Raw genomic sequence first — 19,554 nt, forward strand, 5'->3', positions numbered from 1 at the left:
GATCTTTGTATTAATCTTAGCTTACTTAATTTATCTGAATTTATATATTATTCCTCAGATTTTGTTTAAAATTCATTACGCATATTCTTTTTATCTTCACTCAGAGATTGATTTTTCAATTGATAAACTGAATGATCCTTTAACAATCCATTTTGATTACGCTGATAGCTAAATTCGTATGTAAAACCATTTTTTTCAAGTATTTTTTTTGATGCAATGTTCTCAGGAATAAATTGCGCAACGATTTGCAGCAAATTGAAATTATCAAATGCTAAATCGATGATCTGCTGAACAATTTTGGTTCCATAGCTTAAGCCTTGATAGTCTTTTTTTACAATGTATGCGATTTCATTTAATGTAGCTGAATTAATTGTGGTTTTGATGATACCAGCAATTCCCAGTATTCTTTTATTATCAGCTTCTTCAACAATGAAATAGCTATAGCCGTAACTGTCATATTGCTGAATGATTTTATTAATCCACCCTTTTACTTCAAGATCACAATAAGTTTTTCCCCAACCAAGCTTCATTAGTTCTTCATCCTGAAGAATACTTTTTAGAAAATCAAAATCATCAAGGGATATTTTTTTGAAAATGAACGGGTCCTTTTCAAACATACTTCACTCTCCTATTATCTATTTAAAGTCTGGATGAGATGATAAATCTCTACCATATCCGCAGCTAAATAGTCTGCGGCGCTTTGGTCGATTACTGCACGTGTCTCTTCATAAGCAATTGTTGGGATACCTGCTGCCTTTGAAGCGCTAATTCCGTAAAATGAGTCTTCAATTGCTATCGCCTCATTTGGTTTCACAGCTAATTTTTTTAATGTGTTTAGATAAATGGCTGGATTTGGTTTGCTTTCCTCAACAAATTCTCCGCTGTAAATTACATCAAAGTAATCTTTAATCTCGCAGGATTCCAAAACTTCGAGGATATGCTCATGTGTTGAAGATGAAGCGACCGCTAGCAAAATATTATTGACTTTGGCCCAATTCAAGATCAAATGAATATCTTTGCGGAATAGCTGCTGGTAATTGATTGATTTATAAGCAGTCTCATTATACGCTTCAAACCGATCCTTAATATCTGTCAATGTATCATTGCTGCCGATAAATTTTCTTAGCGTTCGATAAAGCATCTCATATGATTGACCGATCAATTCGCTAAAATCAGTCTCATGTGTATTAATCGCGGGATTTTCTTTTTTTATAAACTCTTGCTGGATTCTGAAATCTTGATACTCTGTATCAACGATAACTCCGTCCATATCAAAAACAATTGCTTTGATCATTAATGCCTCCCCCTTTACCTATCTATGAAATGAATTATTGCAAAGCATTTGAGAAAAAGCAACTTACTTTATGATTGAAAACAAAAATAGCCAATCACGCTTTCCTTAAACGCAGTTGGCTATTTTTTGATTTTTCCGCGAAATGCTTTGATTTTATCAATAGTAATTACTTTCGATGAAGTTTCTGGATTCTTAGCTGCTTCTTCTTTTTGCTCTTCAACCAATTTGATTCCCCGATGCTCGGCACGAAAAATATTACGTTTAATTTCTTCGACTTGTGCCAGTTTGGCTATCGCATCTGGTTCATGCCGCAAAAGCTCTTTTGTTTTTCGCACATGGATGCGCTCAGTTATTTTTTCATCAAAATAACTAATGATAGCAAAATTGATCACTAAGGCAATTAAAAGAAAGTTATCGGTCACATTCGAGCCATTTAAATATCCGTTACTAAATAACCAAATAACAAAGCAAATCAAAGCGAGAAAACTGAAAACCTGATAAACTCTCAACACCTTCTCTTTTTCATTGCGGTCGGCGAATACTGGTTTGGCTTCGTAAAACAAAGCGAGATAAAGTCTTCGAGCTTCAGTAAACTCTGGCTGTGATTTTTTGGCTGTCTCCTGTGCTTCTTTCTTATCGAAGCCTTGCTCTTTTATATAATATTTCGTAATTTTCCTTTTTCTGATCATTTGAACCCCCTCTTCGATTCTAAGATCATGGATATTTTGAAGATTCATAAGACTTCTCCTTAATCACGGAATTCTCTGTTCGGCAGTCTCTATTTTATCATTAAGTTAGTAGAAAGACTAAGAAATTATTTAATATTTTTCGCCGTGTCTGAATTAAGAAAAGAGAAATCCACTCAGACTAGGATTCTCGTCGAGTGGACCATTTTTTTATATTTTCTTTACTGCTTCTTCGATGGGTGTTTCGCCATCTCCCATAAGACTTACTTTTTTTATAGTGTTATCTTGACTAAGTAATTCTGCTAAAACAGCTGCAACATTTTCAATCGAATTTTCTGATACTTCAGTGATGTCAGTAGTTATTTTTCCACTTCCTGGTATTTCTTTCAAGCTTCCTGGTTGAAGGATTGTATAGTCCAACTTCGTTTTATCAATCAGTCAATTATCAGAGAAAAATTTTGAGATGTTATAATCAGTTAGTGTTCCTCTCCATTTCTCAGGTTGTAAAGCAAATAATGAACTCAGGTGAATGTAGCGCTTGATTCCCTTCCGTTCGACAGCCTGCATCAGTTTAACAGCACCAAACAAATCTGTTTGTAGCAAATCCTTGCCTCTTGATCCAGCAACAAAATAAACTGCTTCGGCATCTGCCAATGTGTCTGCGATCTCGTCTATTGTGCCGTGAAGATCTAAATGAACTGGTGTAACTGATTCGCTTCCTGCAATATCTTTGTCACGACGTGCGCCTGCATAAATAGTATGACCTTTTTTTGACTAAGTTTTTGATTAGCTCTTCGCCCACTCTGCCAGTTGCTCCAACGATAAATATTTTCATGATAACGAGCCCCTTTCTCATTGGATATGCTACCGCATTTATTCTGAAGGAACAACTATTTTCACTTGGAATTGGATGAGATAGAAAACAACCAATTGGCTGTTTTCTTTTTATTTCGCAACTTTATAATAAGAATCATTAACAATATTGATTAGGAATGATAATCAAAAAAAAGCCCTCAATCTATTCTCTTTACGCTTAATGGCAATCAAAGAAATGAGGCACAAGCGAATATATTATAAGTGATTCAGCTTTATACACTCTAACATCGTTTTTGAAATCGAGCTTTTTCAATTATAAGAAAAAGGCATTAAATAGAATGAGGAGTTTTTCTATGACAAGAACAGCGTTAACTATCGCAGGTTCTGATACTTTAGCAGGCGGGGGTCTGCAATCAGACTTGAAAACATTTGAGAACCACCACTTATTTGGTTTGACCGCCATTACTTGTATTGCGGTAATAAAAGATGATCAGTTTAGAATTAATGATTTGCCCTCTAATCTTTTAAGTGACCAACTAGCTACCATTAAAGAAGGTCTTTCTTTGGATGGTATAAAGATCGGATTGGTGCATCAGCTAGACTCTCTTGAAATCGTTAAGGATTTTCTACGGGATTTTGTTGGACCAATTGTATTGGATCCAGTCATGGCTTTCAAAGAGACTGATCGTGTTTACAGCGCTACTTATCGAGCGAAATTAATCGAATTGTTTCCTTATGCTACAATCATTACTCCGAACTTAAAGGAAGCCGAAATCTTAAGTCAGCAAAAAATCAACAACCTAGCCGAGATGGAGCAAGCTGCTCAAAAGATCTTCGCCCTCGGCGCTAAATCCGTTGTTATAAAAGGTGGAGAAAGACTTTCCGGTGATCTGGCATCCGACCTATTCTACGATGGTGACCATTTTGAATACTTCTCCAAGCCAAAACTGACGAATGTATCGATCAATGGGGCTGGCTGTTCATTTGCTTCTGCTATTACATCAAATCTTATTTTAGGTAAGGATTTGCTTTCAGCAATTCATGATAGTAAAGAATATGTATATCAAGGAATTAAGAACGGAGTTGTTTTAAGCAATGGCGAAGGAAATGTTTGGTTTGGGGATAGCATAAAGACGGAGGTTAGGACATGAAAACAAGAGAAATGACAAAAATAGCAATGATGGTTGCATTAACTGTAACACTTTCGATCTTGTTTATCATCCCTATTCCAGCAACCAAGGGATTCGTGACATTATGTGAAGTTGGAATTTATGCCTCCGCTATGCTTTTTGGTCCAACTGGCGGCTTTCTAGTCGGTGCTTTAAGTGGCGGTTTAATTGATTTGATCTCTGGTTATCCTGAGTGGGCAATTTTTTCGATTATTATTCATGGTATCCAAGGATTGATTTTAGGTTATCTTTATAATAAGCATCCGAATAAAAAGGGTCTTACCTTTGGATTTATATTTGCTAGTCTCTTTATGATTATTGGTTATGCCTTAGCGACGGCCTTGCTATTCGGCTGGCCAGCAGGTTTGGCTTCATTGCCAAGCAATCTCGTTCAAAATATTTTCGGTATCGCGGTGACAGTCCCTCTTTTCCATGCTTTGCAGAGAGTCTTACGCCATCCTCAGTATAAATAGTAAATAGAAAGAAGTCATTCAAATGGAAAAAGAAAAAATTCAACAAGATCTAACAACGATCGTCAATGATGTGCTAAACGAAGCAAATCTCAAAGCCGGCGATGTTTTCGTACTCGGCTGTACCACAAGTGAAATTGTCGGCGGTACGATCGGTAAAAATTCTAGTCAAGAAGTCGGCCAATGGGTGATTGAGACATTGAAATCAATCCTTGATCCCCAAAAAATATATCTAGGTGTTCAGGGCTGTGAGCATATCAATCGGGCTGTAGTAGTTGAACGGGAGATTGCTGAGAAAAAAGATTGGGAAATCGTTTCAGTCAAGCCTGCATTGCATGCTGGGGGCTCTTGTTCCGTAGCTGCTTTTGAACAGTTCGCTGATCCCGTTGAAGTTGAGCATATCGTTGCACAAGCTGGAATTGATATCGGTGATACTTCAATTGGCATGCACGTAAAATATGTGCAGGTTCCTGTGCGCCCATCAATTAAGGAACTGGGCGGTGCGCATGTCACCGCTTTGCGGAGTCGACCAAAATATATTGGCGGTCCCCGCGCGACTTATTAGATCAATAATAATCATAAAGAAATTTCGATAAAAACTTTACAAAAAGAAAGCGAACGCCCGTATTTCTTTCCAAATAGGAAAGTGTATGGGCGTTCGCCTTTTTTATTTAAACGAACCGGGCGATTAGTTGTAGTAATTGCTGAGGCAATGTTGAGATATCTGAAATATCTACGAAGTTATTCTCACCATATAATGACCGCAGCTGTTCTTTGTCTTCGCCGATGGCACAAGCGATGAAAAGAATTCCTTTTCTCTCATAGTCAGCCAAAACATTCTGAATATCTTGCTTGGCTTTTTCTCCAGTATAATCCGGCAAGGCTTTCGGCTGTCCATCACTGATGGACAATAGTACTTTCGTATCAGCAGCTTGCTGGCTAAGTTTTTCCGCTAGCAAACGTAACGGAACACCGTCCCGATTGTTTTGCCGTGGTTTCATCGTAGAAAGTTTAGCTGCCATGAAATCATAGCTATCGTCGAATTCTTTATAAGAATAGATAGAAGTTTTTTCTCGTTGACTGAGATCGGCTGAATCGCCATAAAGCATTAAAGGGATACTTGTTTTTTCGGCAAACAAGCTTAGGGCTACAGCTGCTAACTTGGCATTTTGGATACGATCATCTCGTAACATTGAACCTGACTCATCGACTCTCACTGCCAATGCTAAAGACGGCTGTTCACTTGGTGGATTTTTCTTATCGAAATTCCGCAAATCGCCATAAGCAACGTGACTCGGGTTAAAGCGAGCGCCATAATACTTTCCGCTAGAAAAATCATTACTGACTTCTTTATTTAATAGATCGTTGATCACTCGACTCAGACTTTCAACCTCAGGTAGAACCTTTTGCGTCAACTCTTGCCCATTTTTGATGGCTGTCTCATTGATAACTGGCCGATGAAGGATTGTTCCTTCTTTTGCGTGGATCGTGTCCTTTAGAGTTTCACGAATCTCGCGATTGAGTTCTTTACGCTTGGATTTATCAATCTCGGTCATTTCGTCTAATGACATGGCTGATCCGATCTTGTCTTCTTCGTCCAGTGAAGCAGATGTACTTTCAGCTTCGGAATCGCTTCTGGTCGCTTCATCATCAATCGTTGCAGCTTCTGGCTGCTCTTCATTATTAGAAGTATCTTCAGTTAAGTCAGAATCTTCATTTTCAGTGGAAGTTTCTGTCTCCAATATTTCGCTTTTTAATGTAGCATTTTCAGCTTCTTCTAAAATATTACGTTGGTCTGCTTCAGCTTGACTAATTTTTCTGCCTTGATTAAATTTTTGCTGGTTCTTCACTTGTTGAAATTCTGTGAGCAGCCTACTTTGTTCTAGCGCGTCCTGTAGTATTTTCAGTTCAGTTTCATCAGTGGTCAATTTATACAAAACCTTCGGAAAAATGCTTTCTAAAGGATTTTGTCCTTGTTTCAAGCTATTTACCCAAAAGAAATATGAACGCATACCTGCGACCCCTTTAATCGCATTTGCTTTAGCTGTTTCATCCAACAACTGAATTATTTTCGCCATTACTTCTAGATAATCTCGATCAGTAAAGTTGGTTTTAGCAATTGCCCGGTCGATCATCACGTCAATTGTCGGAAGATCCATTTTTTCCGCATGCTGAACTCGATCACGTAAAGATTCATTCAAAGGTCGATTTCCTTGATAATTACGATTCGTTGTGATGATTACAACACAATCAGAATGACGGCGGATAATCCCTGTCGGTATGTTTAACAAACCATTTGGTTCCAAGGCTGAATTCAAAGCTACCAGTACTGAGGCATCGCGAATAACGGTTGGTTCCTGGATTTCCAGCAAATAACCTTTTTGCATTGCTCGAACGATCTCTGAAGGGTAAAACTTATATTCGACGATCGTTGAATTCTCATCCTGATCAATTCGCTCAATCAACTTACTTAAACGTTCTTTTGCTTCAAAAGCATCGATCTGAAAGTGATTTTCGATCACTGTGAGAACGTCTTGTAACGAGTCCGTCTGATAAATCGCTTCTAGTAATTCCTGATCATCGCTATCATCCGCCGTTACTACTGGCAATAGGGCACCAAACACATCTGTCTTATCCATATCAGCAAAACAAGTCACCTTAGTATATGGCAGCTGTAGATCATCAGACAAAGCTCGTGCAAGCTGCGTCTTGCCAGAACCAGCATCGCCTTCTAATAAGACATTCATAATCTTCATTTCTGGATCCAGCCAATTATTTTTTATCTCTGTCGCGATTCTCAGTTCTTCTTGACTTGTTTTATGACTAGCCGGCTTCCGCCAGATCATTTGCTCTTCAACTTTTGTAAATGTTCGTCCTTCTGTTACGACAAAAGGTTGATTCATCTTTGCTCACCTCCGAATATGACTTAATAACCTAGTTCATCTAAAAGACGTTTCAACGTACGATATCGTTGTGCGATCAAGTCCCCATCTTTATTCATCGTATCATTGAATAAAATGATATCTTCATCGATCTTTGGATTTTCGGTATCTACTTGAACTTCCATTCTACCGCCCTGCAAACCAATGATCTCTACTTTAGGGTTTTCTGGATCATAAAATTTTTTATAACGATAAGCATCTTGCAGGTAAATACTTGATTGCGCAACCAAAATCGCTAAATCTAAGATACGAGTGATTGGTAATTCCTCTGATTGACGTGACCACTTTTCACCAGTATGGCGCCAAACTTTTCCAGAAATATCGACACGTCCTCGATCATTCCATTGTGCCAAACCTAATGTTAGACCTTTTGCGTCACTATCCCATGCATGATGTCCATCAATTTTATCGTAATCTTCGACTAAGAAGACTGGTTTATGCTTCAAATTTGTTGGTATTTTCATATTTTGTTCCTCCTAGTTATGTTTACTAATTTAGTAAATTACTAAACTACTAATGAAAAAAGAATACGAAATAAAATCAATTTTTGCAACTAACTCCCATTAATGGTTTCATTTTTTTTAAGCCTCCAAAAAAAGTGATCTTTTCCTCGCGCGCATCGTCAAACTAAACTGCTCTATCCCAGTATTTGTTAAACATACGGTGTTTCATTTAAACGTTCAAAATGGGGCCAAATAAAACGAACAGGCATACACTTTCTGAATGGAAAGTAATATACCTGTTCGGCTTTCATTTCGTAATGTATTTTTATTAAATGCTTTACAATCAATTACTAAAACTATCTTGCGACTCCTAGTGCGATTGCTTTATCACCTAGATGAGTGCCGATTACTGGACCAAATGTTCCAACATCGATTGTTGCGTCTGGATATTTTTGACTTAGCTTATCATACTCTTGTTGAGCCAAATCAGGGTTATTGCCGTGAATTACAAAGATTCGCAAGTCATTATTATTTGCTAGACGGCGTTCTTCGATAATTTCTTCCGTGCGCTGCAAAGCTTTCTTCAATGAACGAATCTTTTCGGCTAAAACAATTTTGCCATCCTCAAAAGTAAGGATCGGTTTGATTTTTAATAATCCACCAATGATTGCTGCGCTATTCGTCAAACGTCCGCCGCGAACTAAGTTGTCTAGGTCATCAACTATGATATAAGCGTTGGTCGTATCACGAATTTCGTCAATCGCGCCTAAAACATCATCCAAAGATTTTCCTTCATCGCTCATTTCTAGTGCCTTTTCTACCATATAGCCCATCGGGACACTAGTTATTTTCGAATCGTAAGGAATGACTTGCAGTCCTTCGATATCTTCCTTTATGGCTGTCAACGTACGCACAAACCCAGAAATTCCTTCAGATAAATGAATACTGATAACAGTATCATAACCTTGTTCTTTGATTGAGCGATACAACTGGTAAACTTCTCCAAGTACTGGCTGTGAAGTTTTTGGGAAGTCTTTGCTATTTTTCAGCTTCTGATAAAACTCTTCATAACCGATATCTACACCTTCTTCAAAAGGCTGATCATCAATGATGACCGGAATTGGGATGATAAATAGATCTTTATGATTGCGTATGCGCTCATTCAGATAGGCGGTACTATCTGTCACAATCGCTAATTTCATAATCGCTTCCTCGTTTCAATCAAAATTTACAATAAGTATAATATAGCATATTCCTAGAATCATGGGAATCAAATTCCTATTACTTCCCTAAAAACTCTTGAGCAGCTTGTGCATTCTGGTTTGTATCAACGGCTAGAGCACTGCCGGCATTCGCTGTATCGATATAGGACCATGAGCCATCGACTGGCAAAGTCAAGCGGTCGATTCCCCCTACAGCTTTGGCGAAACCAAACAAATTAGCCAAAACAAAAGTATTTGGCATATCTGTCGACAAATACCCCCAGATTTTTCCTGCCGCATAAGGTCCTCTTAAAAGAACCAGCGGATTTTTTAGTTGACTGAAGACTGATTGCATCACTTGCTGCTGTCTCCGAACACGACCGAAGTCGCCTTCTTCATCCATCCGGAAACGAGCATAATTCAAAAGTGTGTGACCATTCATCCGCTGCGGTCCTTTAGTGATTGGTTCATCAATATAAGCGCTCATATCTTTTTCAGCATCAATCTGGACCCCTCGTGGAAATAGAGCGTCCACTCCTTTTTCGAAAGTCTGGAAATCCACCATTGCATAATAACGACAATCGATGCCAAAGTTCTCCTTCAAGGTTTGACGAACTAAATCAGCCCCGCCATAAGCATAAGCCGCATTCAGTTTATTTTCTCCGACACCTGGTATGTTAACGTACATGTCCCGCATGAAAGAAACTAATTTTGGTTTTCCTCGACCATCTACCTGCAGCACCATCATGGAATCTGATCGACCACTAATATTGTCACGTGTGTCACTACCTAAAAGCAAAATATTTTTTGTACCATTTTCTGACGCTGCTCCGTTAAATTCTTGGGTTTCCATTTTCGGCATCGAAGAATCATGTTTTGCAACAAAATTTCCCACACCAAAAGCAACTACAGAATAGCTTAAAAGCGTGATCAAAATCATGACTAGAATTCTTTTCCAACTGCGCTTTTTTTTGTTTTTTTGTTCATATGGATTCTTTGGTTTTTGTTTAAATGGATTTTTAAATGCAGGAAGTTTAAAATTGAATCGTTTTTTCTTTGGCTCCTGATAATGATCTTCATAGTAAAACTCTTCTTCAGGTTCTTGATACGTTTTTTGGGGTTCTTCGTAACTAGTTTCTTTGTACGTAGGTTTCTCTGGTTCTACCTGTTCATCTTTCTTCATCTCACGACGAAAGCCAAAAGGTTTTTTCTCTTCCTTCTGACTCTCTTCGTGAATCTTCTTATATTTATCCATCCGGCTCATAGTGCACCTCTTCATCTCGTTACTATTATTATTAAAATAGCAAATCATCTGGACTTTGTCTTATTTTTCACCAAAAAAATTAGAAAACCTTAACCACTAAGATTTTCTAACGTTTGGAATATAGGTAGGATAATTTCCGATCAGCGTGACCGTAAAGTTTTGCTCTTTAAATTGCTGCAAAACTTTTTGTAGTTTTCCAGCTTCTGGTGTTTCTAAATCAATAATAAAGAAGTATTCCCCCAGTTTAGTTTTTTGGGTACGAGATTCGATTTTAGTCAGATTGATTTTCTCTGACGCAAAATTTGCTAAACACTGATACAGCGCTCCTGGGTGATCGGCTGCCAGATCAAAAAGCACCGTTGCTTTATTTTTCCCCTGAATTAAGTTTCCTTCTACTGGAATTCCGCCTAACACCCAAAACCGCGTCTCATTCTCACCGATTGATTGGATATTTTCCTGCACGATTGTAAGTCCAAATTGTTCTGCCGCATCTCTTGAGCCAATTGCGGCATATCTTTTATCGGGATGATCGGCTACTTTTTGGGCACCTTGAGCAGTCGAGCCCATTTGTTCAATGTTAACAGTCGGGAAGTGATTCATTAAAAATACCTGTGATTGTGCCAAAGCTTGCTGGTGACTGCAGATCAATTCTGTTTCTTGCCAGCTATCCGCATGTGCAGGATGAACCATTAGCTGTTGTTGAATCGGCAAAACAATTTCAGCTTGAATCGTTGGCAGTGTTTGGAAAATCAAATCTAATGTTGGCAGCACAGAGCCTTCGATTGTATTTTCGATTGGAACGACACAATAATCTAGTGTTCCTTTTCTTTGTTCTTCTAGCAGTGCAGTCAAAGACTCATAAGGAAACAAAACACTGTCATCAAAAAAATTGGTTGCCGCACTGTAGGTGAATGACCCTCTAGGTCCTAAATAACCAACTTTCATTAGGATACGACCTCAACCTGTTGGATGATTTCGTTGACAATCTCCTTTGGTGTTTTCTCTGAAGTATCCACAGTAATTTTTGCAAGTTTCTCATAGAGTTTTTCTCTTGAAAAGAACAATCGTTTTAGATCGCCGTCATCATTTTTGATTGCTAGTGGTCGAATATTAATTTTATCTTCACGAATCCGTTTTACGAGAATGTTCGCGTCAGCTTTTAAATAAACCACCAGTTTATCTGATAGGACTTCTTGATTTTCTTTTTGCAAAATTACTCCACCACCAGTAGCGATGACTGAGTCCTCATTTAACGCTTCTTTCAAGAGATTAGTCTCATGCTCACGGAATGATGCTTCTCCATGATCATCAAAATAGTCGCTGATTGGTTGGCCGATTCGTTCGACTAAGACATCGTCCATATCTACTGAATGCGTGTTTAACGTAGTGGCAAGTTCTTTACTAATTGTTGTTTTTCCGGCTCCCATAAAACCGATCAAGACGATTGATTCCATAAAACATTCTCCTTTTTGAAGATACTTGTAATGTGCCATATACTATTTATACCAATGACTCGATTGATATTTCATTGTGAACAATTTTTAAAACAGCTAGATTAATGAGCTTAAATCAGTAAAAAAATCCGGATAAGAAATATTGATAGCTTCAGGATTGTTCAACTCGACACTCTCATCTGTTAGTAGAGCCGCAATCTGCAGCATCATTCCAATACGATGATCCCCGTGACTATCAACGACTCCTCCATGTAAAGGGGTTGGACCATGGATAATCATTCCATCGTCAGTTGCTTCAATGTTGGCTCCTAATTTGTTTAACTCCAGAGCAGTTGCGTCAATCCGATTCGTTTCCTTGACTTTCAGTTCTTGCGCATCGCGAATCACAGTTGTTCCTTCTGCTTGAGTTGCCGCTAAAGCAATGATTGGCAATTCATCAATCAAGCGTGGAATGATTTCCCCGCCGATCTCTGTACCTTTAAGTGCGGCTGTTTTAATTAACAGATCGGCTGCCTGATTTTTTTTATCTAATGCAACGTGTTGAATATCAGCCCCCATCTCCGCTAGAACATCTAAAATTCCAGTACGTGTTGGATTTACCCCGACATGATTCAATCGAAGGTCACTTTCTGGTAATAGAGTTGCTGCTACTAGGTAAAAGGCAGCGGAAGAGATATCGCCCGGAACAGTTACTTCCTGACCTGTTAACTTCTGTCCTCCGGATACTGTGATTGTTTTTTCTTCTACTAAAATTTCCCCGCCGAATTGTTTGATCATTTCTTCTGTATGATTGCGTGACTTTTCTTTCTCAATAATTGTGGTCAAACCATCGGCTTGTAATGCGGCCAACAAAATCGCGGATTTTACTTGCGCACTTGCGATTGTCATTTCATAAGTAATAGCAAATAGCTCGCTTCCATGCACTTCAATAGGTGGGAATTCACTTCCGGATTTTCCTTGAAGATTCCCTCCCATTTTTCGCAATGGTCCCATCACTCGTTCCATTGGACGGCGATTCAAAGACGCGTCTCCTGCGATTTTCGAATCAAATGGTTGTCCTGCTAAGATTCCTAGCACCAAACGTAGTGTAGTACCAGAGTTACCAGCATCTAGCATATTATTTGGCGCTTGAAGCTGTTCAAATCCTTTGCCTTCAACAATAATATCTGTGCCATCATCATGAACGGTGACACCAAGGGCTTTAAAAACAGCAACTGTACTCAGACAATCCTCAGCTCTCAAAAAATTATGAACAGTCGTCTTTCCATGACTAATTGCGCCGAACATGATACTGCGATGCGATATAGATTTATCTGCTGGGACAGTCAACTCTCCAGTTAATCCTGCTTTTGTTTTTAATAGTTTCATTTGTTCAACTCCTTCTGCGACAACGAAAATCCGCTTTTTCTATTAAAGCTTGCCCTTTTTCCAAGTCCGCTTGATTTTTAAATGAGAGCTCTAAAACACCAAAGATATCTTCACGAGTTTCTTGAATTTTTAAGTTTATAATTGAGATATTCGCTTCGCTGATGAGTGTCATCACTTTCGCAATTGCGCCTGCAATATCTGGAATATCAACATACAGATCATAGAACGCTGGAATGACACCACGATCTTTAGTTGGCAAATGATCACGAGAATGTTTAGCCTGACTGAAAAAGTCATAAATTGCTGGTTGATCTTCCTGCAATAAGCTTTCGTGTATCTTGGACATTTCAGCCTGCCATCCTGAAATTAATTCCAATAAGATCTCACGGTTTGTTAATAGGATATCCGTCCACATTTGCGGATCTGATGAAGCAATCCTTGTGATGTCACGGAACCCGCCGGCTGCAAGTTGTGTTGCTCGCGGGTGAGTTTCTGTTAACTGATCACTCATTTTTACCAAACCAGATGCCACGATGTGTGGTAAATGACTTAGCACACCAACGATTTCATCATGGGAGTCTGGTTCAATCACAACAAATTTTGCTCGCGTTGGTTCTAGCAGTTCGATTAAGGGTTCTACATCAGTTCCTTCAGGAGGTGTTAAAATATAGTAGGCTTCTTCAAAAAGATTTGGATTTCCCGCCTTAACCCCTGATTTATGGGATCCCGCCATTGGATGTCCGCCGATGAAGGTAAATGGCAATGTTTTCGCTAATCTCATAACCTCGTTTTTTGTACTCCCGGTATCAGTAACGATTACAGATTGCCGTAGCGGTAATCGCGCCAGTTCGTGTAAATAATGCAATGTTGATAGGACGGGTACGGCTAAAATAATGACATCCATCTCAGGTGCTCTTTCAATAGAAGCAATTTGATCCACCAGTCCGACTTCTTGAGCAATTTCTCGGGTTTCTTCTGAATAATCCCAGCCAAACAATTCGATAGATGGATGTTTGATTGCTCTGCAAAGTGAAGCACCGATTAAACCAAGTCCTAAGACGAACACTTTCTTTCTCATAGACGCACCCTCTCTCTTAAAAGTTTTTGATAGCTTGACGATATTCAGCTACTGCTTGCTGTAGCTCATCGATTGTATCTGATGAGAATTTTTCTAAAATTTCTTCCGCTAATACGGTTGCCACGACGTGTTCTGCTACCACTGAAGCAGCTGGAACGGCAGTACTATCTGAACGTTCAACACTAGCTTTGTAAGGTTCTTTCGTGTCGATGTCAACACTCATAAGTGGCTTGTATAATGTTGGGATTGGCTTCATGACACCGCGAACGATAATTTGCTCACCATTAGTCATCCCACCTTCAAATCCACCAAGATGATTGCTTGTTCGGCTGTAGCCTTCGTCCCAAACAATTTCATCCATGACTTTAGAGCCAGGTTGATGAGCTGCTTCAAATCCGATGCCGAATTCAACTCCTTTAAAGGCATTGATGCTTAGCATGATTTGTGCGATCTTGCCATCAAGCTTGCGATCCCATTGAACGTAGCTTCCTAGTCCTGCTGGTACGTTATCAGTTCGTACCTCCACAACTCCACCGATGGTATCTCCCGCTTTTTTGGTTTGATCGATCAATTCTTTGACGGATTCTTCTACCGTTACATCCACCATATTGACTTCAGAGACGGCTGTTTTAGCTTGGATTTCCTTAACACTTAGTTTTTCTGGTACAGTTGCTTCAATTCCGCCAAGTACTGCTACATGACTGACGATTTCGATGTCTACGGCAGCCAGTATTTGTTTAGCTAAGGCACCCACAGCAACCCGCATCGTTGTTTCTCTAGCAGATGACCGTTCCAATACATTTCGCAGATCACTGTGATGGTATTTCATGCCACCAACAAGATCAGCATGGCCTGGTCGTGGTTTTGCTACTCGCCGTAATTTCTCCGCTTTTTCTTCGACGGGTTCAACGGACATGACTTTCTGCCAATTTTTCCAGTCACGGTTTTCTACGATCATGGTAATTGGGGAGCCCAATGTCTTGCCGTGACGAACGCCAGATGTAATTCGAACTTGATCTTTTTCGATCTTCATACGCCCGCCGCGCCCGTAACCGCCTTGTCTGCGAGACAACTCTTGATTGATCGCTTCAACGGAAAGTGTAAGTCCGGCTGGAACACCTTCGATGATCGTCGTTAATTCTGGTCCATGAGATTCTCCAGCTGTTAAGTAACGCATAAACTACTTCCCTTCTACTAAAAAGTCTTTGATTTCTGTCATATTGATTTTCTGAATGTAGGCCTGTCCAATTTCTTTTAGTAAGATGATGTTCAAGCTATCTCCTCGTGCTTTTTTATCATGGGTGATCGCATTGAAATATTTTTCGGCTTCCCAAGGCTGGTACTCGTTTGGTAAGTGATATTTTTGATTCATCATCTTAATTTTTTCTGTCATTCCTACCGGAGATAGTCCTTTTTCTTCAGCTATTTGGGATATTTTTACCATTCCGATCGCCACAGCTTCTCCGTGGCTAATTACTCCATATCCTGCGGTATTTTCAATTGCATGTCCGATTGTGTGGCCGAAATTTAATAACAAACGCAAGCCATTATCAAATTCATCTTCCTCGACGACTGTTTTCTTCACCTGTAAAGCTTTTTGAATAATCGCTTCACTATGCTCCAGAAGATCTTGAATTCCTGTTAGTTTTTCAAGATCCTTCCATAGTGAAGCATCACTAATTGCACCACATTTGATGATTTCAGCAATTCCTTCTCGTACTCGTAATTCCGGCAAAGAGTTCAATGTTTCTGGGTCAATCAAAACGCCATCTGGTTGGGCAAAGGTGCCAATCATATTTTTGGCTTTACTAGAATTAACGGCTGTTTTCCCGCCAATACTCGAATCGACTTGAGCCAGTAAAGAGGTCGGAATTTGTACAAAAGCAATCCCTCGCATATAAGTTGATGCGACGAAACTAGCCAAATCTCCAACGACCCCACCACCCAATGCGATGATTGCATCGCTGCGGGTAAATTGGTTATCAGCTAAAAAATCATAAAGATTATTTGCCATCTCTAATGATTTGCTGCTTTCGCCAGCTGGAACCGTGTAATAACAAACCTCATATTCGGATAATTGTTGGCGAATTTTCTCACCGTAGATTGGAAAGACGTTTTCATCGCTGATGATGGCGATTTTTTTATTTTGCCAAAGTGAGGCAATCCATTCACCAACTGAATCTAAGCCGTGTCGTTTTACGATGATCTCATAGCTCTTATCTGGTAAAACAATTTCCATGAAGGTTTCCTCCCGACTAGATAAGTGACGTTTCTTTAGTTAACTCTTTGATTTTCTTCATCGCATCTACCATAATCTCAACTTCGCTCATCATTTGCAGGTAATTTTTCTCATTCAATGATTGTTCTCCATCTGACCAAGCGTGTAATGGGTCTGGATGAATCTCCACGATCATTCCATCTGCCCCAGCTGCAACTCCTGCCCGTGCCATCGGTGCAACTAGATCCCATACACCAGTACCATGACTTGGGTCAACAATGATTGGGAAGTGACTCAATTTCTTAATCAATGGAACAGCACTTAAATCAAACGTATTCCGAGTCGCCGTTTCGTAAGTCCGAATCCCGCGTTCAATGAAAATAATATTTGAATTTCCTTGAACTGCAATGTACTCCGCAGCGTTCAACCACTCTTGGATCGTACCTGAGATGCCCCGTTTTAATCCAATTGGTTTTCCGGTTTTACCAACTGCTTCTAAAAGACGGAAGTTTTGCATGTTGCGGGCACCGATTTGGATAATATCCGCGTATTGACAGACAACATCAATGTGGGCTTCATCCATCACCTCTGTGATTACTTTCAAGCCGTGAGCATCCGCAGCTTTACGCATGATTTTCAATCCTTCTTCGCCTAATCCTTGGAAAGCGTATGGAGAAGTCCGAGGTTTGTAAGCTCCGCCACGTAGAATTTGTGCGCCACCAGCTTTTGCCATCCGAGCAGTTTCCATGATTTGTTCTTCACCTTCAACCGAACAAGGACCAGCCATTGTTACAAAGCTGCCATCACCGATTTTTACACCATCTACATCAACAACTGTATCTTGTGGATGGAATTCTCTTGAGGTGATCTTGTAGGTATTTGAAATAGCTACTGCTCGTTCAACCACACTGTATGCTTGGAAAGGTACATTTTGAATAATTTTTGGATCACCTAGTAGACCAAGTACTAAACGATCTTTCCCATGATTGATTTGTACACCTAAACCCTCTTCTTTAATACGAGATAAGATAGGAGATAATTCTGATTCTTGAATCCCTTTTTTAATAATTAAGATCATAATAATAACTTCCTTCACTTTTTATTTTTTTAGTTCATTTTCCAATAACGGTTGGATTTGATCGACTGGCATTTCCTTGCCGGTCCATAATTCAAAAGACGCAGCTCCTTGGAATAGCAACATTCCTAAGCCGTTAACAGCAGTTGCTCCAGTCGCTTTTGCTGCTTTTAAGAGTTTTGTCTCGCCTGGATGATAAATGACATCGAACACCGGTAGGTCTTTTCTTAACATTGTGGCATCAGGTAACGGCATTTGATCTGTATTTGGCGCCATTCCAATGCTTGTTCCATTGACTAATAAGCTGCTTGCTGCTAAAGAGTCGGATAACTGCTGTTCATCTGCTAAGTCATGTAGCTGAATCTGACAATTTGTTTCCTCAGCGATTATTGCAAGCTTGGGTTCGATTTTTTGATAAAAATCATCTTTAATATTGAAAACATCAATTGCTTTTACACCATCGATTGCTGCTTGAGTGATGATCGCAGTTGCAGCACCACCAGCACCAAGAATCGTCATTCTTTTACCAATGATTTCAATACCGTTTTGTTTTAAACTTTTCATACACCCAATTCCATCGGTGATGTGTCCAATTAACTTCCCGTCTTGATTCACAATAGTATTGATTGCTCCGATCAAACGAGCAGCTTGACTAAGCTCATCCACATAGTTGATGGCTGCCATCTTGTGAGGCATCGATAAGTTAACTCCCAGCATTTCAAGATCACGAATGGCTTGAATGCTATCGCCAAGTCTCTCTGGCTGTACGTCAAAGCTCAGATAAACTGCATCCACCCCTGTTGCTTGAAACGCTGTTGTGTGCATGATTGGTGAAAAACTGTGTCTTGCAGGTAGTGCATACAATCCGGCTAATCGTGTCTTTCCTGAAATTTCATTCTCCATCTTTCCTCACTCCTTCATTATAAATAGTAGTCAACCTTCAATCAGCCATTTTGAAAACGAAAAAGGCCCACTGTAGAAAATCTACAATGAGCCTAGTCTCCCAAAATAATACCAAAGAAAAAGCCACTATAGATTTTCATCTATGTGGCATTAAGTCGAACTTAAAATCCTTAGCCATCATAGATACAAACTTGTTGTCGTTTGCATCCATGAATCATGAACACAAACCTATCTAAAATAGCTAAAGTAATAATTATTCAGTTGTGTGTGCGTACTCTTATTCGTATTCATAAAAATCGCTCCAAACTGATTTAAGATTGAACTTAGTATAGATTTGTTTTTCCGATAAGTCAACCCATTATTTTAATTTTCTGTAAAAAAAGTTTATTTACATTACTTCAGCTACTGTTTCGCCCTCTTCAAAAAGCAGGAATAAATCCGCTAACGTCATGCGCATTTTCTCTTCTCCGCTGATATCTTTAATGATCTCCCCTTTTTCCATCACGATCACGCGATCGCCGTAATGTAAAGCATCTTCCATTTTATGGGTGACCATCAAACAGGTTAGATTTTCTTCTTTAATCCGTTGATCCGTCAGCAGCATTAAATGTTTTGCCGTCTTAGGATCTAGCGCAGCTGTATGTTCATCAAGTAATAGTAAATCTGGTTTCGTGATCGTTGCCATCAACAAGCTTAAGGCCTGCCGCTGACCACCGGAAAGAAATCCTGTTGGCGTATCGAGATGATTTTCTAGTCCATTTCCAACTAATTTACACAATTCCCGATACATTTCTTTCTTCTGGTTGAGTTGACGTTGGCGTAATCGGCGCTTTTTACCGCGTTTCTCTGCTAGGCCTAAATTCTCTGCTACCGTTAGTCGCGGTGCAGTTCCCATTTTCGGATCTTGAAACACTCGGGATATTGATGTCGCTCGCTGCTCTTCAGAGAGTTTAGTCAAATCCTTCCCCATCACTGAGACCGTTCCGCTGTCTAATTGCAGACTGCCGGAAATGCTATTGAATAATGTGCTTTTTCCAGCACCATTCCCCCCTAAAACAGTGACGAATTCGCCGGGAGCAATCGCTAAATCAACATTATTCAAAATTTTCCGTTTGTCATTGATTCCATTGCTGATGGTTTTGTTTGCTTTTTTTACTTCAACTGCATTCATA

19 protein-coding genes and 1 pseudogene are annotated in these 19,554 nt (G+C 39.5%); 3 read left to right on the top strand and 17 right to left on the bottom strand.

Annotated features, from left to right (window positions below):
• Positions 1–65 precede the first annotated feature (65 nt).
• From AC4J95_RS09285 to AC4J95_RS09300, 4 genes and pseudogenes are all read right to left on the bottom strand, one after another.
• On the bottom strand, positions 66–617 hold the full coding sequence (locus AC4J95_RS09285; protein ID WP_494549638.1) for a GNAT family N-acetyltransferase: 552 nt from the start codon (positions 615–617) through the stop codon (positions 66–68).
• A gap of 14 nt (positions 618–631) precedes the next feature.
• Positions 632–1,294, bottom strand: a complete 663-nt coding sequence (locus tag AC4J95_RS09290; protein WP_494549639.1) for an HAD family hydrolase — start codon at positions 1,292–1,294, stop codon at positions 632–634.
• Positions 1,295–1,413: 119 nt separating this feature from the next.
• Complete coding sequence (locus tag AC4J95_RS09295; RefSeq protein ID WP_494549640.1) at positions 1,414–2,031, bottom strand: hypothetical protein; 618 nt, start codon at positions 2,029–2,031, stop codon at positions 1,414–1,416.
• 159 nt (positions 2,032–2,190) lie between these two features.
• A pseudogene (locus tag AC4J95_RS09300) lies at positions 2,191–2,815 on the bottom strand (NAD(P)H-binding protein).
• Between the two features lie 334 nt (positions 2,816–3,149).
• On the opposite strand from AC4J95_RS09300, the gene AC4J95_RS09305 reads away from it, so the two are divergent.
• The 3 genes from AC4J95_RS09305 to AC4J95_RS09315 are packed head-to-tail and all read left to right on the top strand — an operon-like array spanning position 3,150 to position 5,000.
• Positions 3,150–3,947: a bifunctional hydroxymethylpyrimidine kinase/phosphomethylpyrimidine kinase gene (locus AC4J95_RS09305; protein ID WP_494549641.1), complete on the top strand. Its 798-nt coding sequence runs from the start codon at positions 3,150–3,152 to the stop codon at positions 3,945–3,947.
• Positions 3,944–4,438, top strand: a complete 495-nt coding sequence (locus tag AC4J95_RS09310) for an ECF transporter S component (RefSeq protein ID WP_494549642.1) — start codon at positions 3,944–3,946, stop codon at positions 4,436–4,438. The genes AC4J95_RS09305 and AC4J95_RS09310 overlap by 4 nt, the downstream gene beginning before the upstream one ends.
• 22 nt (positions 4,439–4,460) lie before the next feature.
• Positions 4,461–5,000, top strand: a complete 540-nt coding sequence (locus tag AC4J95_RS09315; protein WP_494549643.1) for a TIGR01440 family protein — start codon at positions 4,461–4,463, stop codon at positions 4,998–5,000.
• 106 nt (positions 5,001–5,106) lie between these two features.
• Here the strand turns inward: AC4J95_RS09315 and AC4J95_RS09320 are convergent, their stop codons facing one another.
• From AC4J95_RS09320 to AC4J95_RS09380, 13 genes are all read right to left on the bottom strand, one after another.
• Positions 5,107–7,338: an AAA family ATPase gene (locus AC4J95_RS09320; RefSeq protein WP_494549644.1), complete on the bottom strand. Its 2,232-nt coding sequence runs from the start codon at positions 7,336–7,338 to the stop codon at positions 5,107–5,109.
• Positions 7,339–7,361: 23 nt separating this feature from the next.
• Complete coding sequence (locus AC4J95_RS09325) at positions 7,362–7,841, bottom strand: DUF6530 family protein (RefSeq protein ID WP_494549645.1); 480 nt, start codon at positions 7,839–7,841, stop codon at positions 7,362–7,364.
• A 335-nt stretch (positions 7,842–8,176) separates the two neighbouring features.
• Positions 8,177–9,022 (bottom strand): DegV family protein, encoded by an 846-nt coding sequence (locus AC4J95_RS09330; RefSeq protein WP_494549646.1) that lies wholly within the window; start codon positions 9,020–9,022, stop codon positions 8,177–8,179.
• 79 nt (positions 9,023–9,101) lie between these two features.
• Complete coding sequence (locus AC4J95_RS09335; RefSeq protein ID WP_494549647.1) at positions 9,102–10,286, bottom strand: LCP family protein; 1,185 nt, start codon at positions 10,284–10,286, stop codon at positions 9,102–9,104.
• Positions 10,287–10,382: 96 nt separating this feature from the next.
• Positions 10,383–11,231, bottom strand: a complete 849-nt coding sequence (gene pheA / locus AC4J95_RS09340) for a prephenate dehydratase (protein ID WP_494549648.1) — start codon at positions 11,229–11,231, stop codon at positions 10,383–10,385.
• A complete protein-coding gene (locus tag AC4J95_RS09345) occupies positions 11,231–11,740 on the bottom strand; it encodes a shikimate kinase (protein WP_316403621.1) in 510 nt (169 codons plus the stop codon). Before AC4J95_RS09345 ends, pheA begins: the two co-directional genes overlap by 1 nt.
• 96 nt (positions 11,741–11,836) lie before the next feature.
• The gene (aroA, locus tag AC4J95_RS09350) at positions 11,837–13,108 is read right to left on the bottom strand and encodes a 3-phosphoshikimate 1-carboxyvinyltransferase (protein WP_494549649.1); all 1,272 of its coding nucleotides are present in this window, start codon (positions 13,106–13,108) and stop codon (positions 11,837–11,839) included.
• Between the two features lie 4 nt (positions 13,109–13,112).
• Entirely contained in the window at positions 13,113–14,186 is a 1,074-nt protein-coding gene (locus AC4J95_RS09355) for a prephenate dehydrogenase (RefSeq protein ID WP_494549650.1), read from the bottom strand.
• A 16-nt stretch (positions 14,187–14,202) separates the two neighbouring features.
• Positions 14,203–15,363 carry a chorismate synthase gene (gene aroC, locus AC4J95_RS09360; RefSeq protein ID WP_494549651.1) on the bottom strand — a complete coding sequence of 387 codons (1,161 nt, stop codon included), beginning with the start codon at positions 15,361–15,363 and terminating at the stop codon, positions 14,203–14,205.
• Between the two features lie 3 nt (positions 15,364–15,366).
• The gene (gene aroB, locus AC4J95_RS09365) at positions 15,367–16,425 is read right to left on the bottom strand and encodes a 3-dehydroquinate synthase (protein WP_494549652.1); all 1,059 of its coding nucleotides are present in this window, start codon (positions 16,423–16,425) and stop codon (positions 15,367–15,369) included.
• Between the two features lie 16 nt (positions 16,426–16,441).
• Positions 16,442–17,482, bottom strand: a complete 1,041-nt coding sequence (gene aroF, locus AC4J95_RS09370) for a 3-deoxy-7-phosphoheptulonate synthase (RefSeq protein ID WP_316403616.1) — start codon at positions 17,480–17,482, stop codon at positions 16,442–16,444.
• Between the two features lie 21 nt (positions 17,483–17,503).
• Complete coding sequence (locus AC4J95_RS09375) at positions 17,504–18,382, bottom strand: shikimate dehydrogenase (RefSeq protein ID WP_494549653.1); 879 nt, start codon at positions 18,380–18,382, stop codon at positions 17,504–17,506.
• Between the two features lie 388 nt (positions 18,383–18,770).
• Positions 18,771–19,553 (bottom strand): ABC transporter ATP-binding protein, encoded by a 783-nt coding sequence (locus AC4J95_RS09380; RefSeq protein ID WP_494549654.1) that lies wholly within the window; start codon positions 19,551–19,553, stop codon positions 18,771–18,773.
• Between the last annotated feature and the right edge of the window lies 1 nt (position 19,554).

This window comes from Enterococcus sp. GPZ-007 (assembly GCF_059374735.1).

Coding starts and splice junctions, on each gene's coding strand:
- aroF (WP_316403616.1), bottom strand. CDS start 17,482: ATGATCTTAATTATTAAAAAAGGGATTCAAGAATCAGAATTATCTCCT.
- AC4J95_RS09345 (WP_316403621.1), bottom strand. CDS start 11,740: ATGGAATCAATCGTCTTGATCGGTTTTATGGGAGCCGGAAAAACAACA.
- AC4J95_RS09310 (WP_494549642.1), top strand. CDS start 3,944: ATGAAAACAAGAGAAATGACAAAAATAGCAATGATGGTTGCATTAACT.
- AC4J95_RS09305 (WP_494549641.1), top strand. CDS start 3,150: ATGACAAGAACAGCGTTAACTATCGCAGGTTCTGATACTTTAGCAGGC.
- aroA (WP_494549649.1), bottom strand. CDS start 13,108: ATGAAACTATTAAAAACAAAAGCAGGATTAACTGGAGAGTTGACTGTC.
- AC4J95_RS09325 (WP_494549645.1), bottom strand. CDS start 7,841: ATGAAAATACCAACAAATTTGAAGCATAAACCAGTCTTCTTAGTCGAA.
- AC4J95_RS09330 (WP_494549646.1), bottom strand. CDS start 9,022: ATGAAATTAGCGATTGTGACAGATAGTACCGCCTATCTGAATGAGCGC.
- AC4J95_RS09285 (WP_494549638.1), bottom strand. CDS start 617: ATGTTTGAAAAGGACCCGTTCATTTTCAAAAAAATATCCCTTGATGAT.
- aroC (WP_494549651.1), bottom strand. CDS start 15,363: ATGCGTTACTTAACAGCTGGAGAATCTCATGGACCAGAATTAACGACG.
- AC4J95_RS09290 (WP_494549639.1), bottom strand. CDS start 1,294: ATGATCAAAGCAATTGTTTTTGATATGGACGGAGTTATCGTTGATACA.
- AC4J95_RS09335 (WP_494549647.1), bottom strand. CDS start 10,286: ATGAGCCGGATGGATAAATATAAGAAGATTCACGAAGAGAGTCAGAAG.
- AC4J95_RS09380 (WP_494549654.1), bottom strand. CDS start 19,553: ATGAATGCAGTTGAAGTAAAAAAAGCAAACAAAACCATCAGCAATGGA.
- AC4J95_RS09295 (WP_494549640.1), bottom strand. CDS start 2,031: ATGAATCTTCAAAATATCCATGATCTTAGAATCGAAGAGGGGGTTCAA.
- aroB (WP_494549652.1), bottom strand. CDS start 16,425: ATGGAAATTGTTTTACCAGATAAGAGCTATGAGATCATCGTAAAACGA.
- AC4J95_RS09355 (WP_494549650.1), bottom strand. CDS start 14,186: ATGAGAAAGAAAGTGTTCGTCTTAGGACTTGGTTTAATCGGTGCTTCA.
- AC4J95_RS09315 (WP_494549643.1), top strand. CDS start 4,461: ATGGAAAAAGAAAAAATTCAACAAGATCTAACAACGATCGTCAATGAT.
- AC4J95_RS09320 (WP_494549644.1), bottom strand. CDS start 7,338: ATGAATCAACCTTTTGTCGTAACAGAAGGACGAACATTTACAAAAGTT.
- AC4J95_RS09375 (WP_494549653.1), bottom strand. CDS start 18,382: ATGGAGAATGAAATTTCAGGAAAGACACGATTAGCCGGATTGTATGCA.
- pheA (WP_494549648.1), bottom strand. CDS start 11,231: ATGAAAGTTGGTTATTTAGGACCTAGAGGGTCATTCACCTACAGTGCG.